Annotated in this window: 16 protein-coding genes and 1 tRNA gene; 9 read left to right on the top strand and 8 right to left on the bottom strand. The window is 63.2% G+C overall.

Annotated features, from left to right (window positions below; genetic code table 11):
- Positions 1-91: 91 nt before the first annotated feature.
- Both nth and OB905_12065 read right to left on the bottom strand, forming a co-directional pair.
- Positions 92-775, bottom strand: a complete 684-nt coding sequence (nth, locus tag OB905_12070; GenBank protein ID MCU4926710.1) for an endonuclease III — start codon at positions 773-775, stop codon at positions 92-94.
- Between the two features lie 68 nt (positions 776-843).
- Positions 844-1,263, bottom strand: coding sequence for a hypothetical protein (locus OB905_12065; GenBank protein ID MCU4926709.1), 420 nt, complete (start codon positions 1,261-1,263; stop codon positions 844-846).
- A gap of 154 nt (positions 1,264-1,417) precedes the next feature.
- On the opposite strand from OB905_12065, the gene mvaD reads away from it, so the two are divergent.
- Positions 1,418-2,401, top strand: a complete 984-nt coding sequence (gene mvaD / locus OB905_12060; protein ID MCU4926708.1) for a phosphomevalonate decarboxylase MvaD — start codon at positions 1,418-1,420, stop codon at positions 2,399-2,401.
- Positions 2,402-3,047: 646 nt separating this feature from the next.
- On the opposite strand, the gene OB905_12055 is transcribed toward mvaD, so the two are convergent.
- Together OB905_12055 and OB905_12050 are read right to left on the bottom strand one after the other, a co-directional pair.
- The gene (locus OB905_12055; GenBank protein MCU4926707.1) at positions 3,048-3,224 is read right to left on the bottom strand and encodes a hypothetical protein; all 177 of its coding nucleotides are present in this window, start codon (positions 3,222-3,224) and stop codon (positions 3,048-3,050) included.
- Positions 3,225-3,338: 114 nt separating this feature from the next.
- Positions 3,339-4,067, bottom strand: coding sequence for an O-methyltransferase (locus OB905_12050; GenBank protein ID MCU4926706.1), 729 nt, complete (start codon positions 4,065-4,067; stop codon positions 3,339-3,341).
- A 142-nt stretch (positions 4,068-4,209) separates the two neighbouring features.
- Between OB905_12050 and OB905_12045 the strand changes: the two genes are divergently transcribed.
- Entirely contained in the window at positions 4,210-5,370 is a 1,161-nt protein-coding gene (locus OB905_12045) for an FAD-dependent oxidoreductase (protein ID MCU4926705.1), read from the top strand.
- Positions 5,371-5,424: 54 nt separating this feature from the next.
- On the opposite strand, the gene fen is transcribed toward OB905_12045, so the two are convergent.
- Together fen and OB905_12035 are read right to left on the bottom strand one after the other, a co-directional pair.
- The gene (gene fen, locus OB905_12040) at positions 5,425-6,402 is read right to left on the bottom strand and encodes a flap endonuclease-1 (protein MCU4926704.1); all 978 of its coding nucleotides are present in this window, start codon (positions 6,400-6,402) and stop codon (positions 5,425-5,427) included.
- Positions 6,403-6,528: 126 nt separating this feature from the next.
- The gene (locus OB905_12035) at positions 6,529-7,119 is read right to left on the bottom strand and encodes a GNAT family N-acetyltransferase (protein MCU4926703.1); all 591 of its coding nucleotides are present in this window, start codon (positions 7,117-7,119) and stop codon (positions 6,529-6,531) included.
- A 162-nt stretch (positions 7,120-7,281) separates the two neighbouring features.
- Between OB905_12035 and OB905_12030 the strand changes: the two genes are divergently transcribed.
- Together OB905_12030 and OB905_12025 are read left to right on the top strand one after the other, a co-directional pair.
- A complete protein-coding gene (locus OB905_12030) occupies positions 7,282-7,830 on the top strand; it encodes a hypothetical protein (GenBank protein MCU4926702.1) in 549 nt (182 codons plus the stop codon).
- 96 nt (positions 7,831-7,926) lie between these two features.
- On the top strand, positions 7,927-8,379 hold the full coding sequence (locus OB905_12025) for a response regulator (protein ID MCU4926701.1): 453 nt from the start codon (positions 7,927-7,929) through the stop codon (positions 8,377-8,379).
- Positions 8,380-8,579: 200 nt separating this feature from the next.
- On the opposite strand, the gene OB905_12020 is transcribed toward OB905_12025, so the two are convergent.
- Together OB905_12020 and OB905_12015 are read right to left on the bottom strand one after the other, a co-directional pair.
- Positions 8,580-8,650: transfer RNA gene (locus OB905_12020), tRNA-Gly, on the bottom strand.
- A gap of 55 nt (positions 8,651-8,705) precedes the next feature.
- On the bottom strand, positions 8,706-9,341 hold the full coding sequence (locus OB905_12015; protein MCU4926700.1) for a class I SAM-dependent methyltransferase: 636 nt from the start codon (positions 9,339-9,341) through the stop codon (positions 8,706-8,708).
- A 121-nt stretch (positions 9,342-9,462) separates the two neighbouring features.
- Here OB905_12015 and OB905_12010 point away from each other — a divergent pair, with 121 nt between their 5' ends.
- From OB905_12010 to OB905_11990, 5 genes are all read left to right on the top strand, one after another.
- On the top strand, positions 9,463-9,933 hold the full coding sequence (locus OB905_12010) for a DUF5793 family protein (GenBank protein MCU4926699.1): 471 nt from the start codon (positions 9,463-9,465) through the stop codon (positions 9,931-9,933).
- Positions 9,934-10,013: 80 nt separating this feature from the next.
- Positions 10,014-11,204, top strand: a complete 1,191-nt coding sequence (locus OB905_12005; protein MCU4926698.1) for an ABC transporter ATP-binding protein — start codon at positions 10,014-10,016, stop codon at positions 11,202-11,204.
- Positions 11,205-11,278: 74 nt separating this feature from the next.
- Positions 11,279-12,727, top strand: coding sequence for a PAS domain S-box protein (locus OB905_12000; GenBank protein ID MCU4926697.1), 1,449 nt, complete (start codon positions 11,279-11,281; stop codon positions 12,725-12,727).
- A 69-nt stretch (positions 12,728-12,796) separates the two neighbouring features.
- Entirely contained in the window at positions 12,797-13,435 is a 639-nt protein-coding gene (locus OB905_11995) for a DUF998 domain-containing protein (protein ID MCU4926696.1), read from the top strand.
- A gap of 98 nt (positions 13,436-13,533) precedes the next feature.
- Positions 13,534-13,812 carry a UPF0058 family protein gene (locus OB905_11990; protein MCU4926695.1) on the top strand — a complete coding sequence of 93 codons (279 nt, stop codon included), beginning with the start codon at positions 13,534-13,536 and terminating at the stop codon, positions 13,810-13,812.
- Positions 13,813-13,842 lie beyond the last annotated feature (30 nt).

The following is a 13,842-nucleotide window of genomic DNA, read 5'->3' as shown; positions in this document are numbered from 1 at the left end:
GCGAAAAGGCGTTGGGCTTGCGACGGTCGGCACGGGTTGTCTCCCCTCCCGCTGTCGGACGGTTCGAAGGCGGTTTTGGGTGTCGAGCCAGTCACCAGGGCTCGCCCGAGGCGAGGTCGACGTCGCTGTCGCCCTTCTCTGAGGGGCAGAGATCCGCGAGGACGCAGTCCTCACAGGAGGGGCTCCGGGCCGAACAGACCGCCCGTCCGTGATCGATACAGAGATGGGTGAACTGCTGCCAGGCGTCCTCGGGAACGAGTGCCATCAGCTCCTGCTCGATCGGCTCAGGATACTCCTCGTCGGTGAGTCCGAGTCGGCGGGAGAGACGCTGTACGTGCGTATCGACGACGACCCCCTCGACGATGTCGTGGCCGTGCTGGAGGACGACGTTCGCGGTCTTGCGACCCACACCGGGAAGGTCAGTTAGCTCGCTCATCGTATCCGGCACCTCGCCGTCGTGGTCCTCGACGATCTGCTGGCAGGCGTTTCGGATGTATTTCGCCTTGTTGTTGTAGTAGGTGATCGAACTCAGGGCCTCTGCGAGTTCCTCCTGTGGGGCGTTCGCGTACGCTTCGGGGCCGTCGTACGTCTCGAAGAGGTGGGCGGTCTCCTGGTTGACGCGTTCGTCGGTACACTGTGCCGAGAGGATCACGGCGATCAGCAACTGGAGTCGGTTCGCGTACCGAAGCGAAATCGTCGAGTCGGGGTACTCGTCTGCGAGTCGATCAACGATCTCTACGGCCTGCTCCTCGCGGTTCTCGAGAGGGGTTCCCATACGAGCGCTTGCGAGAGCGACCATTTCAGGCGTTCGGTTCCGTGTGGCACTCGACAGCGTGACGATTCTCAACCGGCCGAATCGAGAAACGTCGCGAGCTCTGCCGAGACGAGATCGGCGACGCGCTCGCAGTAGTCCCAGAGTACGTCGTTTAACTCCTCACGAGTTGCTTCGTCGAGGCTTTCGGTGCCGCGATACCCCTCGTAGGGGATCTCGGGGTGGTATGTACAGACCACGAGCGGGGCGTCGGTGTTGAGGCGGTCGCCTGCGGCGATCCCGTACTCGTCGGCACCCCACAGTCCGATACCGTCCTGTCGGGTAAGGTCCGAATCGATCGCATCCAGCACCGCCAGCTCCCCGTCAGTAACCGCCGAGTCCGGACCGGCGAACAGCTCGACGAACGCTCGCTCTCTCGCCTCGGAGATCCACTTCGGTAAGTGGTCCCGAGCGCGCCGTACCTGCTGGCGGTCGATCGCTGTGCTACCCATGTGCATACCCACACCGTCGAAATGGATCAATCCCCACGCCCATGTCGAATTCATTACAATATCCGGACGTCGTCCAAAATAGACCGGGAACAACCGGCGCCCCCCTGACCCGAATGCCGTGAGCTTTAAGCGGGCGACCTGCGCGTGTCCGGGTATGAAAGCGACGGCGAAGGCCCACCCCATCCAGGGGCTGGTCAAGTACCACGGGATGCGCGACGGCGTCGAACGGTTGCCCTACCACGACAGCATCAGCGTCTGCACCGCGCCGAGTCACACGAAGACGACCGTCGAGTTCTCGGAGGACCTCGAAGAGGACGTCTACGTCGTCGACGGCGAGGAACTCACCGGCCGGGCGGCCGAGCGCGTCGAGACCGTCGTCGCGAAGGTCCGTGCCCGCGCCGACGCAGTCAACGCGGACGCGCCGGTTCGGCTCGAGAGCGAGAACAGCTTCCCGACGAACGTCGGACTGGGTTCTTCGTCCTCTGGCTTCGCGGCCGCCGCGATGGCACTCGCGGACGCCGCCGGGATGGACGTCGATCTCGAGGAAATCTCGACGATTGCCCGCGTCGGCTCCGCGTCGGCCGCCCGCGCCGTCACTGGCGGCTTCTCGCAGCTGTACACCGGACTCAACGACGACGACTGTCGCTCCCGGGAGGTCCCGACGGGTCTCGGCGAGGACGTCCGGATCATCGCCGCCCTGGTTCCCTACCACAAGGAGACCGAAGACGCCCATAACGAGGCCGAAGACAGCCACATGTTCGGCGCCCGAAACGCCCACATCCACGGCCAGATCGCCGAGATGCGCGACGCCTTACGTGAGGGTGACTTCGACCGGGCGTTCTCACTGGCTGAGCACGACTCCCTGTCGCTGGCCGCGACCACGATGACCGGACCGCAGGGCTGGGTCTACTGGCAGCCCGCGACGCTGCGGGTGTTCAACCGCGTCCGCGAACTCCGCGAGGAGGAGGGGATTCCGGTCTACTTCTCGACTGACACGGGTGCGAGTGTCTACGTCAACACCACCGAAGAGTACGCCGAGCGCGTGGAAGCCGAGATCGCCGACTGCGACGTTCAGACGATGTCCTGGCGCGTGGGCGGCCCGGCCGAGATCCTCGACGCCGACGAGCACCTGTTCTGAGCGGCGGGACTGACCGCCAGAGACAGTCGATAGAAAGCGAATGAAACGTAGGCTTGTGATCAGTAGAGGTGAGAGACTTAGCGTAGTGTTCAATATGCATAACAATTATGACAGACAATATCATTATCTACCAACATGAGTCGCCTCCAGCGATGGGATTCCCCGCTCCTATTTGCGATTGGAACTGGCGTCGTACTATGTTTCCTTACGCTTCTCGTTCACCTTCATCTCGCAAGTTTCGAGCACGGTAATGGCCTCGGTTTTGTAACGTGGCCGTGGCCGGGCGCATGGATCGTTGGGGGAACATTGTTTTTTGGCGGGGTTCCGGCCTACGTTTCGGCGCGGTATCGTCTCATCACCCCTGTTCTCATCGCTTTCGGAATCTACGCATGGGCGCTCGCTATCTCGTGGTCGTCTATGATTGATTCGGCACAGTCGTCTGGTGCAGGGCTAACGCCGACCATCTTTGAAATCGGGCTCGGGTTTTGGCCGATGGTGTTGTGGATCCCATTGGTCGTTGGCGCGTTCGAATATGGTATCCGGCGAGTCGTGTTCGGTGGACAATCTACCGCGACTACCTGATCGAAATCCTAGAGCTGATTGGTGACCTCATACTCCCAGTACGATGTTCAGTTGGCACGTGCACTCACCGAAGAAGCAGAATAAGGATTACCAGGGCCGATACTGGAAGGAGGATGGCAGGCACCACTCCGCCGAGAAAGAGCACCTCCAGCGGGAGAAACAAGAGCAGCAGTAGTACCAGATTGGCAATCAGCAGTCCGATAATCAGATTGAGGCGGAAGATGACTGGATTCTCATTCATTATGCTACAGTTCCACCTGCTCTCAAATATGTACCTTGTGAATTTACTACGTGACATCCACTGAACGACCCCATCACGCGTTCTGTGATCTCTGAGGACCAGTACCAACAACCACTATTCCCGGATCCGGGTCGACACAGTCAACCCGTCGCCCAGCGGCAACAGCGTCGACTCAAAGTCGGGATCGTCACGGAGGCGCTCTACGTACGTGATAACACCCTCTGTGTCGACTCTCGTGTTCTCCGCGAGATCAGCATCGTCGACGTCGAAGTCGGGCTCCGCGAGCGCGGTCCGCACCGTTTCGAAGTGGACGGAGCCGTCGACGCGTTCCCTGCCGCCGGTGATCGTGTTGTCGGCGACGATCAGTCCTCCTGGCGCGACCAGATCCCGGACCGTCTCGAACGCCTCGGGGTACTGGTGTTTATCGATGTCGATGAGGACCACGTCGAAGGGGTCGTCCTGCCGGGCGGCGATCTCGACCGCGTCGCCCGCTTCGAACGTTCCCAGGTCGCTGGCGCCGACTCGCTCGAGATAGTGCTCCGCCCGGTCGAGTAGATCCGCGTCGAACTCGGTGAGGATGATCTCGCCGTCATCTGGGAGCGCCCGGGCGAACCAGCACGCCGAGTAGCCAAAGCCCGAGCCGAGTTCGAGGATCCGCTCGGCGCCCCGAATGCGGGCGAGTTGGGCCAGCCAGCCGCCGACCTCGGGGCCGACGATCGGGAACCCTTCGTCGACGGCGGCGGCTTCCATCTCGGCGAGTACGGTGCCCGGTTCGGGACCGATCTCGCGCGCCATGGTGGTGAGCTCGTCGGGGATGTGTCGACCGAGGATGAGTTCGGACATTGGACCCCAGTTGTGGACGGGCCGAGTTAATAGTAGCCACCGGTGCCGTCGGTCAAGACCCTGCCGGACAGTTCCGTGAGAGTGCAGTAGCGTCGGAACCCGCGGCGATCACAGCTTTACGTCTCGACTCCCTAGACCGGATATGCACGTCGTGGTTCTGGGAGCGGGGTACGCCGGATTGACACTCACGCGACTCCTCGAACGGACGCTACCGAGCGACGTCGAACTCACCGTGATAAACGAATCACCGGATCACCTCCTCCAGCACGAACTCCACCGGGTGATCCGTCGGCCGTCGCTCGCCGAGGAGATCACTGTCTCGCTGCCGTCGGCGCTCGACCGAGCGACCGTTCACGTCGCGACCGTCGAGGAGGTAGACCGCGAATCGCGGACCGTCCACTGTTCGACTGGAACGGTCTCCTACGATGTCGCCGCGACCTGTCTGGGCGCCGAGACGGCGTACTACGGACTCACTGGCGTTCGAGAACACGCGACCCCGCTAAAACGCCTCGAGCACGCGATCCAAATCCGTCGAGGCTTCTACGAGGCGCTCCGGGAGGACTCCGGGGGCCCGCGAATCGTCGTCGGGGGCGCCGGGCTTTCGGGGATACAAGTCGCCGGCGAACTCGCTGCGCTCGCCGAACAGGAGGGCGTCGCGGCAACGGTAACGATTCTCGAGCAAGAAGACAGCGTCGCGCCGAGCTTTCCGGCGAACTTCCAGCGCGCGGTAGCGGACGCCCTCGCAGACGCCGGAGTGGTAGTTCGGACGGAAGCGACGGTGACCGACGCCGACGAGAAGACGGTCCACCTCGCCTCCGGCGAACGCCTCGCCTACGATCAGTTCGTCTGGGCGGGTGGTATTCGGGGCGCAGACGCACTGGCAGGCGATCGCCCGACGGTACGGGCCGACCTCCGTCTCGACGACCGAACGGTTGCTCTGGGCGACGCCGCCCGCGTGATCGACGCCGACGGCGAAGCGGTTCCGGCAAGCGCTCAGTCGGCGATTCGAGAGGCGAAAACTGCGGCGACCAACGTGGTTCGGACTGTCGAGGCCGTACGGGAAGCGGACGGTCGCGGCAGTGAACCGGCAGATACAGCACTCGACTCGTTCGCCTTCGACTCGCCGGGCTGGCTGGTCAGCATCGGCGACGACGCCGTCGCACAGGTCGGATCCGCGATCGTCACGGGTCGCGCAGCAAAGGCGATGAAAGCGGGCGTCGGCGTCGGCTACCTATCCTCCGTAGGTGGCGCACGGAACGCCGTCGGGCTGGCGGGAAGCGAGCTTGGATGTAGTCGGGAGTAGTCCGGGATGGAGGTCTCGGAGCCGCGATAGACCTGCCGTCGCGGCCACGCCGCCTCACACCCACTCGTCGAGCCCCGTCTGGACGAGCGTCGACTCGATGCGCTCGAAGCCGCGTGCGACCTCACCGTCGTCGACGCCCCACTCGTCGATGACGTAGGCTCTGGCCGCCTCGACGTCGGGATCGAGCGTCGTCTCGGCCTCGTAGTCGTCTGTCACGTTCGGCTCGCGAAACAGCTGTCTGACGCGGTCGCCGTACTCGACGCTCGCCCCGCGGGCTTCGAGGACGCTCCAGAGGTCGCCGTGTTCGGTTATCTCAGTGATCGCGGTTTTGGGGCCGATCCCGTGAACGCCCTCGTTGAAATCCGTCCCGATGAGGATCGCGGCGTCGATCAGTTGTTCGAGCGTGAGGTCGTGGTGTGCCAGGGTGGCCGCTAAGTCCATCAACTCCGGATCGCCCTTGCTGGTCAGCTGGCGCAGCGTCAGTGGCGCACCGAACAGCAGCGCGTCGTAGTCCTCCGAACCGACGTAGTCGGCGTCTCCGCGCTTGACCATGTGTGCCGCCTGTGCTTCACCCTCGGCGGGCGCCTCGACGACGGGAACGTCGAGCAACTCGAGCAGTTTCCGGCTGGTCTCCTGGATCGTCGGCGTCAGTCGCTGAGTCCGTGACTCGAGCTGTGCGATTGCGAGTTCGTCGCCCTCCTCGCGGGCGACCTCGAGTTGTTCCTCGTACGTCTCGCGCTGCTCGCGACGGGCGTCGATCTCGTCGGTCTTGAGCTCGGAGGGACCACCGTCGAAGACCATCACCGGGACGAGATCGTTCTCGAAGAACTTCGGGAGCCCCTGGACGATCCCGATCAGATTCGCGACCTCCGTCCCGTCTGCAGTCGTGTACTTGCCACTCGAGGTCCACTTGACCGTCGTCGTCAGATACCGGTAGAGCCAGTTGTGCGCGTCGACCGCGACGACGCCGTCTAGCTCGTCGAAGGGGACCTCCTCGATACACGCGAGGTCTCGAAGCGCTGCGTTTCCCATTACCGGGTATCGGAACCGCCGACAATTGAACGGTTCCCTTTGCGTGCGGGTAGCCTGCCACGCAGTGTGGGCGTCTGTCGGTTGGGGGGCGTATGGGTGTCTGCCGTCTGGAGTACGTGTGAGTAGTCACCCAGTCGTCTGGAGCCAGTCGGGCCGCTCGCGCTCGAGACGGTCCTCGACGAACGCACGCTCTTCCTCAGAGAGTGAGTCTCGGTCGAGAAAGCGTTCGAGTCCGTCCCGGTAGGCTGTAACCGTCCGGTCGGTCGCCGCCCCACCGTCGGCTTCGTACTCGAGGACGAGTTCGGCGATCCCCGTCGTCTCGTCGGTGAAGCCGAACCCGGCCTGGTACAGCGCCACGTAGGCGAAGGGATTGTTGACGGCGATCCGAAGTCGGTCGTAGCCGCGGGCGACCGCCCGGTCGCGGACGAACGCGACGAGTTCGGGGCCGATCCCCTCGCCTCGGTGGTCGCGAGCCACGGTGACGTACCGAATCCAGAGGCGCGTCTCGTCCGTTCGGTCCTCGTTGAACGAGACGGCGGCGACGACATCGTCGTCGATCTCGTCCACACAGTTCGAACCGCCCGCATCGGGCGCTCTGACGACGGCCTTTCCCGTGTTTGTCATCACGAACTTGCCGGCGTAGCTAAACCGCTCGTGGTCGAGGCGCAGTTGCGGGCCGTCAGGGGGCCACCCCAGGAGGTCGTACTCGAGATCCACGTTCGGTAGTCGGGCGTCGGTTCCAAAGAGTTCCTCGGTACGGATGGGCGGGTGAGGCGGGCAGAATCACTGTGAGGACGCGTGATGGGGTCCGGTCCCCGATCAAGATCAGACGTGTGCCTGACCAATGCTTTTGGGAGTGATCGTCGTACCGACCGTGTCATGAGCACCGAGTCCGAGGAGACGACCACGTACGGGATCGACAGTCGCATCGGCTGGCCGGTCGGCGGCGCAGTCGGCGGCGCACTGGGCGCGCTCGCGATGGGATTGGTGCTGTGGCTCGCCGATCCAGACATCATCGAGAGCGCGATTCCGACGTTCTACGGCTTCGATCCAGGTGCTACGGGATGGGCGATTCACGCCGGCCACGGCGTCGTTCTGGGCGCTATCTTCGGCTTTCTCATCACTCGCGAGTCGATCCTGGGGATTGTTCGCACCAATCCCGAAACTGAGGCACTGTCCCAGACCGGACTCGCGGCCCGGATTATCGGCTCGGGCGTCGCCTACGGGTTAGCAGTCTGGGCCGTCCTTCCAGTTATCCTCCTCCCGACAGTTTCCGACGCGCTCGGAACCGGCGACGGGGGTGGCTTTCCGACGCTGGCCGTCGAGAGTCTCGTCGGACACCTCCTGTTCGGGCTGATCCTCGGACTCGTGTTTGCCCTGACGGTCGACACCGAAGATCGCTCGCCCGACTCGCCGCTGGAAGACTGAGTCGGGACGCACCGCTATCGGCTTGCAGAGGCCTGGCTATTCCAAGTGTTTAGGAGGGGCCCTTACGGTCGCTCGACACTAAATAGACGTAGAGCCATGACCCAGTACACGCCTGACGAGCCAGTCGACATTCTGCTCGTCGAGGACAATCCCGGCGACGTCCGTCTCACCCAGGAGGCGTTTTCGGTGACGGACAGCGTAATCGAATTTCACGTCGTCACCGACGGCAAAGGGGCCACCGACTACTTCCAACAGCGCCAAGAGGCAGACGGAGATCCCCACCCCGACCTCGTGCTCCTCGATCTAAATCTGCCACGGACAGATGGATTCGAGGTACTCGACGTACTCAACAGGGAACTCGACTACCCGCCCCCGCCAATACTCATCCTCTCGAGTTCCGAGACCGAAGAGGATATTCTGCGCAGCTACGACAACGCTGCGAACGCCTACCTCACCAAACCGAACGATATGGCCGAGTTCAACTCGATGGCCCAGGCGATCGAAAACTTCTGGATCGACACCGTCCGCCATCCACCGACGCCGTCGTAATCGGCACCGGGAGTGAAGCCTTGGGGCTCACGGATTTGCTCGCCGAAGCAGCACAAATCGAAGATTTGCTGGCTTCCGAATCCGGGAGATTCGAAAACAGTGCGCGGACCGGGATTTGAACCACGGTCGAAGCGTAGCTCCTCCCTGATTCGAATCCCTCATTCGATTCCTTCGGCTCACGATATTGTTCGCCGAAGGAATGCGCGGACCGGGATTTGAACCCGGGCCATGAGCTTGGAAGGCTCAGGTCCTACCACTAGACCATCCGCGCTCCATCCGGCGGTTCGAGATACGACCTTAAGTGACTTCCTCTTTGGACCGACCCGTCAGGGGGATGTGACCGTCGCATAACAGTTTCCGCTCGACAGTTCCCACTCGAGGAGGTCGATGTCACTCGCCTCGAGATCGCGCTCGAAAGCGTCGGGGGCGTAGATGTGATAGAACCGGTCGACGCGCTCGCCGCCAGGAAGTGTCCACTCGACCGTGGTATCGAACGACTCCGTCCCCTCGAAGCGGTCGTGGGCGGTCGACCACGCGCTGATGAGTGCTCGACTGTCCGGGGCCAGTACGCGGGCGAGTTCGTCGAGGCTCTGGCGACGGCTCTCCCGCGTCGGGAGATGGTGTAGCGTCGCGACGTAGACTGCGACGTCGACGGTGTCGGCTGTAAGCGGCAGAGAGGCGGCGTCACCGTGGACGAGATCGACGTCGAACCCGCGATCGATAGCCCGATTGCGTCCGGTTTCGAGCAGCCCGCGACTGACGTCGAGGCCGATCACGCGATCCAGTTGCCCGGCGAGGAGTTCCGCATGTCTGCAGTTACCACAGCCCAGGTCGAGTCCGATCCCACGGTCGGGGGCGGCCTCGAGGAACGTTTCGACCTCGGGCCAGGCGTACTCCCGCGTGGCTGCAAAGTGTGAGGCGATCCGGTCGTAGGTGGCCCGGACGTCGGTTCGGCGGTCCATTTCGACGCAGTTTGCGTCGAGGGAGCGAAAAAGCGTTCGGTGCGACGCGAACCGAGTACCCGGCGAAGAGTGCGCCGTGCGTTACGTTCATACCGTCGGAGTCCTAACCGTCAGCTACCGAATGAGGCGCGAGGATTTCACCCTGGACGTGAGCAACGTCGACTGGGCCGAGACCGAGGGCGAGCCAGCCAAGCCAGTGGTCTCGATCGACGTAACGGGGTCGACGGAGATGATTCGAGAGCGCCTCACAGACGCCGAGGGCGAAGTGCTCGCAGCCGAGGAGACCGATGCCTCGTTCAGGCTGCGAGAGCCCATAGACGAGGAGAGTGCGGGCGTCGTCAGCGTCACGAACCGTGTCACTGGCGAGTTTATCCTCGAACTCAATGCGCCAGCCGATGGTGTGTTACAGTTCGTCGACGCCGCTCGCGGCTACGGGGAGACGGCCACGGCCGGGGAGGGTCGCTACGAGGTGGCGATCACGATCGACGGCGAGCCGTTCGTCACCTACGACAAGCGGACGTTTCTGGTGTACGACGAAACGGGGAACCTCCTGCGCCAGCACAGCCTGATCCCGAGTGGCGTCGAGCTGTAGGCATCGCTTCCAACCGGCAACTATAAGTGTTTTAGGCTGCCCTAAATGAACGAACACCGGCTCGAGCCGGGCGAGGCCCCATGGGGAACGGACAACTGCTTACCGAGGACGGAACGATAGCCGAACGCGGGCGCTCCGATTCGGCGAGGTCGAGTGCGAGCGCTGGCGCGACCAGCGAACCCGTCCTCCAACTCGAGGGCGTATCGAAGCAGTACGGGAACGAGGACGTCATTTCTGAGTTATCGATTTCCGTTCGCGATGGCGAGATTCTGACGCTACTCGGCCCCTCTGGCTGTGGAAAGACGACAACGCTCCGGCTCATCGCGGGCCTCGAGCGGCCGGATGGCGGAGAGATCCGGCTCGGTGAGGAGGCCGTCGCCGGCGACGGCCAATTCCATCCACCCGAACAGCGCGGGATTGGAGTCGTCTTTCAGGAGTTCGCCCTCTTTCCGCACATGACTGCCCGCGAGAACGTCGCGTTCGGGATTCAGGACCTCCCGGCGGACGAACGCGAACAACGCGTCGACGATCTTCTCGCACTGGTCGGACTCACGGAGCACGGCTCGAGCCGACCAGAGCAGCTCTCGGGGGGACAACAACAGCGGGTTGCGCTGGCTCGCTCGCTCGCACCCGAGCCGGAAATCCTCCTGCTCGACGAGCCGTTCTCCAATCTCGACGTCGATCTGCGTGTAGAGATGCGCGAGGAGGTACGGCGGATTATCAAAGAGACCGGCGTCACCGCCATCTCGGTAACCCACGACCAGGAGGAAGCGCTCTCTGTCTCCGATCGCGTCGCCGTGATGAACGCCGGGACGATCGAGCAGATCGACACGCCCGAACAGATCTTCCAGCAGCCCGAGTCTCGCTTCGTTGCGGGCTTTCTCGGTCACGCGAGCTTCCTGGCTGGCGCGGTTCGGGGCGACCACGTCGACACCTCGCTGGGTCGGGTCCTCCGAGAGAACGTCCACGGACTCGTCCCCGAGTACGACGGCTCGTGGATCGACCTGCTCGTCCGCCCCGACGACGTCACCGCCTACCCGGTCGCCGACGAGGCAGAGGCCGACGGCACCGTCGTCTACCGGCGCTATCTCGGACCGACGGTCCTCTACCGCGTCGAGTTGGACACCGGCGAAACCATCGAGTGCATGCACAACCACTCCGACCACATCGACTTAGACGAGCGCGTCGCCGTCCGTGTGACGGCCGACCACGAACTCGCGTGGTTCCCCGCCGGTCACCGCGAGGATGACGTCACGGCCACCGCAGACTGAGCGCGCGAACGGATCGGTGGTTCACTAATTGTGAGCCAGAACACGTTTATGCAGGCCGCGGCTCTGTGAAGCACGTGAGAAACCGGACCGGCGACGACGAGCCAGGAGATGGCGAGTCGGCTCGGATCGATCCACGGACCGATTCGGCCTTTTTCGAGACGCTGGTGGAGAACACCTCCGAAGGCGTGTTGACGATCGACGAGACGAGCACGATCGTCTACGCGAACCCCGCTATCGAGACAATTCTCGGCTACAGTCCGGACGAGTTGATCGGTGAGTCGAAGCTCGAACTCATCCCCGAACGGCTCCAGGGCGCTCACCTCGCGGGATTGAAGAAGTACGTCAGAACCGGTGAGAAACACATCGACTGGGATGGCGTCGAACTGCCGGCGCTCCACCGCGAGGGCCACGAGGTCCCAGTGCTGATCAGTTTGCGCGAGCACGAATACGATGGGAGACAGCTATTCACCGGCATCTTTCGCGATCTATCGAGTCGAAAGCGCCGCCAGCGACAGTTCGAGGCCGTCTTCAACAACACCTACCAGTTTACGGGCCTGCTAGAGGCTGACGGAACGGTCGTCGAAATCAACGAGACGGCCCTGCAGTTCGGTGGACTAAATCGCGATGACGTCGTCGGAAAGCCCCTGTGGGAGACTCACTGGATCGAGACAGATCGCGCCACTGAGACCGTCCGTCGCGGGGTTGAGCGCGCCAGCGAGGGCGAATTCTTCAGAGAGCAACTCACCATCCGTGGTCAGGCGCGCCAGGCGGTTATCGATTTCTCGATCAGGCCGATCAGCGACGACGACGGAACGGTCCAGAGGCTGGTACCCGAAGGGCGTGACATCACGTCGCTGAAAAACCGCGAACGGCAGCTCACTGTCCTCCATCGGGTGTTGCGCCACGATATGCGAAACGACCTGAACGCGGTCATCGGCTTTGCCAACCTCCTCGCAGACGAACTCGAAGACGAGCGCCACGTCGAGTACGCGACGGAGGTGGCGACGGCTGCCGCCGGGCTACTCGACCTCTCCGAACGCGCCAAGACGCTGGTCGACACCGTTCTGGAGAGTGACGCCGAACGTGATCCCGTTTCGCTCGTGGCGATCATGTCGGATGCAACGGCAACCGTCCAGGACCGCTACCCGGCCGCGACGGTCGAACTCCACGTGGGTGAGGAAGCAGACGTCTCGGTGGATCCGCGCCTCCAGGCCGCCGTTGAGGAACTTCTCGAAAACGCGGTCGAACACGCCGAGATCGACGAGCCACGCGTCTCGGTCGCCGTAGACCGGTCGGGCGGCGCGGTCTCACTCTCCGTCGCTGACGAAGGGCCCGAAATCGATCCGACCCAGCGAACCCTCATCTTCGAGGCCGACGAGATCACCCCGCTTCGCCACGGGAGCGGACTCGGTCTCTGGTTAGTGTCGTGGATTGTCGCGGAACTCGGCGGCGAGTTGCAGTACGACTCCCATCCCGAGGGCGGAAACGTTGTCACGGTCGTGCTTCCAACGTCGGGTTCCTAACCCACTCCATCGACGTGACTGTCCCGCCCGTGGGGTAACTTGATGTGACTCTAGTTTGATCGGACCGATATGTCGGAGACATATCGCGGGCGGAACCAGCAGGCGGTTCGAGCCGCAGCCGCTTGCGGCCTACTGGCTCCACTCGTCGCGATCGGTACGATCGTCCTCTCGTCGCTGCTGGCACCCACAGAGACGTTCACCTGGAGCGATCGCGCCCTCTCGGATATGGGCCGTCTCGGCGCGGAGACGTTCTGGCTGTTCAACGGTGGTCTCGTGCTGGGTGGTCTGCTCGGAATCCCGTTTGCGTGGCGTCTCTGGATCGAAAGCCAGGCCACTCTCGAACGCGCGGGCATTGCACTGGTAGCCGTCGCGACGATCTCTCTCGTCGGCGTCGGCGTGTTCTTCCTCGATCACACTGACGTCTACCTCGGCACCGATCTCCACGGTCCAGCAGCCCTGCTGTACTTCGCGCTGGGCCCCGTCGCTCAGTGGATGTATGGGTCTGGGCTCGTCCTCACGGAGCGAGTCCGGCTGGGACTGACCTCGATCTGGCTCGGAATCAGCCAGCCAGTAATCTGGCTGGCATGGCTGCTCTCGCGGCGAGTCGGTGAGGATCCAATGGGGTGGTTCGCGGTGCCCGAACTGCTCGCTGCCGCCGCGTTTGGCGCGTGGATCTTCCTGCTGGCAGCAGCGATGTGGCGACAGTAAATGCCTCCCGAGACGGGACGGACGCCTCGCGAGTGCCGCGCCGATATGTGTCCGAATTGCACACAACCCTTAAACCGAAACCGTTCGTACGGCGGTGTATGCACAAGGACGAACTCCTCGAGCTCCACCAAGAGCTCGTCGTCATCATGGAGTACTTCTCGGAGCGCGAGGAGGTGGACGAGAGCCTCTTCGACGCCTATCACCAGCTCGACGTCGATCCCTCCCACGTTCACAAATCCAAGAGCGAACACAAACACGCCGTCTTCGTGCTTGGGAACGCGCTCGCGGGTGCGATGAGCGAAGACGAGTTCTCGAGCGCCGGCCGGATCGGCAAGCGGATGCAAGAGCTCGCCGACGACGCCGAATCGAAGATCTAGGCGAAACGTATTTAGTCCGGTTCCGGCTTG

It is taken from the genome of Halobacteria archaeon AArc-dxtr1 (assembly GCA_025517425.1).
Classification (GTDB): domain Archaea; phylum Halobacteriota; class Halobacteria; order Halobacteriales; family Natrialbaceae; genus Halostagnicola.
The sequence above is the reverse complement of the archived record's forward strand: the minus strand, read 5'-3'. Positions and strand labels throughout refer to the sequence as shown.

Bases quoted from the DNA above. Each gene is read 5' to 3' on its own strand.
- nth (MCU4926710.1), bottom strand. From the start codon at position 775: ATGGGAACCCCTCTCGAGAACCGCGAGGAGCAGGCCGTAGAGATCGTT.
- OB905_12065 (MCU4926709.1), bottom strand. From the start codon at position 1,263: ATGGGTAGCACAGCGATCGACCGCCAGCAGGTACGGCGCGCTCGGGAC.
- mvaD (MCU4926708.1), top strand. From the start codon at position 1,418: ATGAAAGCGACGGCGAAGGCCCACCCCATCCAGGGGCTGGTCAAGTAC.
- OB905_12055 (MCU4926707.1), bottom strand. From the start codon at position 3,224: ATGAATGAGAATCCAGTCATCTTCCGCCTCAATCTGATTATCGGACTG.
- OB905_12050 (MCU4926706.1), bottom strand. From the start codon at position 4,067: ATGTCCGAACTCATCCTCGGTCGACACATCCCCGACGAGCTCACCACC.
- OB905_12045 (MCU4926705.1), top strand. From the start codon at position 4,210: ATGCACGTCGTGGTTCTGGGAGCGGGGTACGCCGGATTGACACTCACG.
- fen (MCU4926704.1), bottom strand. From the start codon at position 6,402: ATGGGAAACGCAGCGCTTCGAGACCTCGCGTGTATCGAGGAGGTCCCC.
- OB905_12030 (MCU4926702.1), top strand. From the start codon at position 7,282: ATGAGCACCGAGTCCGAGGAGACGACCACGTACGGGATCGACAGTCGC.
- OB905_12025 (MCU4926701.1), top strand. From the start codon at position 7,927: ATGACCCAGTACACGCCTGACGAGCCAGTCGACATTCTGCTCGTCGAG.
- OB905_12015 (MCU4926700.1), bottom strand. From the start codon at position 9,341: ATGGACCGCCGAACCGACGTCCGGGCCACCTACGACCGGATCGCCTCA.
- OB905_12010 (MCU4926699.1), top strand. From the start codon at position 9,463: ATGAGGCGCGAGGATTTCACCCTGGACGTGAGCAACGTCGACTGGGCC.
- OB905_12005 (MCU4926698.1), top strand. From the start codon at position 10,014: ATGGGGAACGGACAACTGCTTACCGAGGACGGAACGATAGCCGAACGC.
- OB905_11995 (MCU4926696.1), top strand. From the start codon at position 12,797: ATGTCGGAGACATATCGCGGGCGGAACCAGCAGGCGGTTCGAGCCGCA.
- OB905_11990 (MCU4926695.1), top strand. From the start codon at position 13,534: ATGCACAAGGACGAACTCCTCGAGCTCCACCAAGAGCTCGTCGTCATC.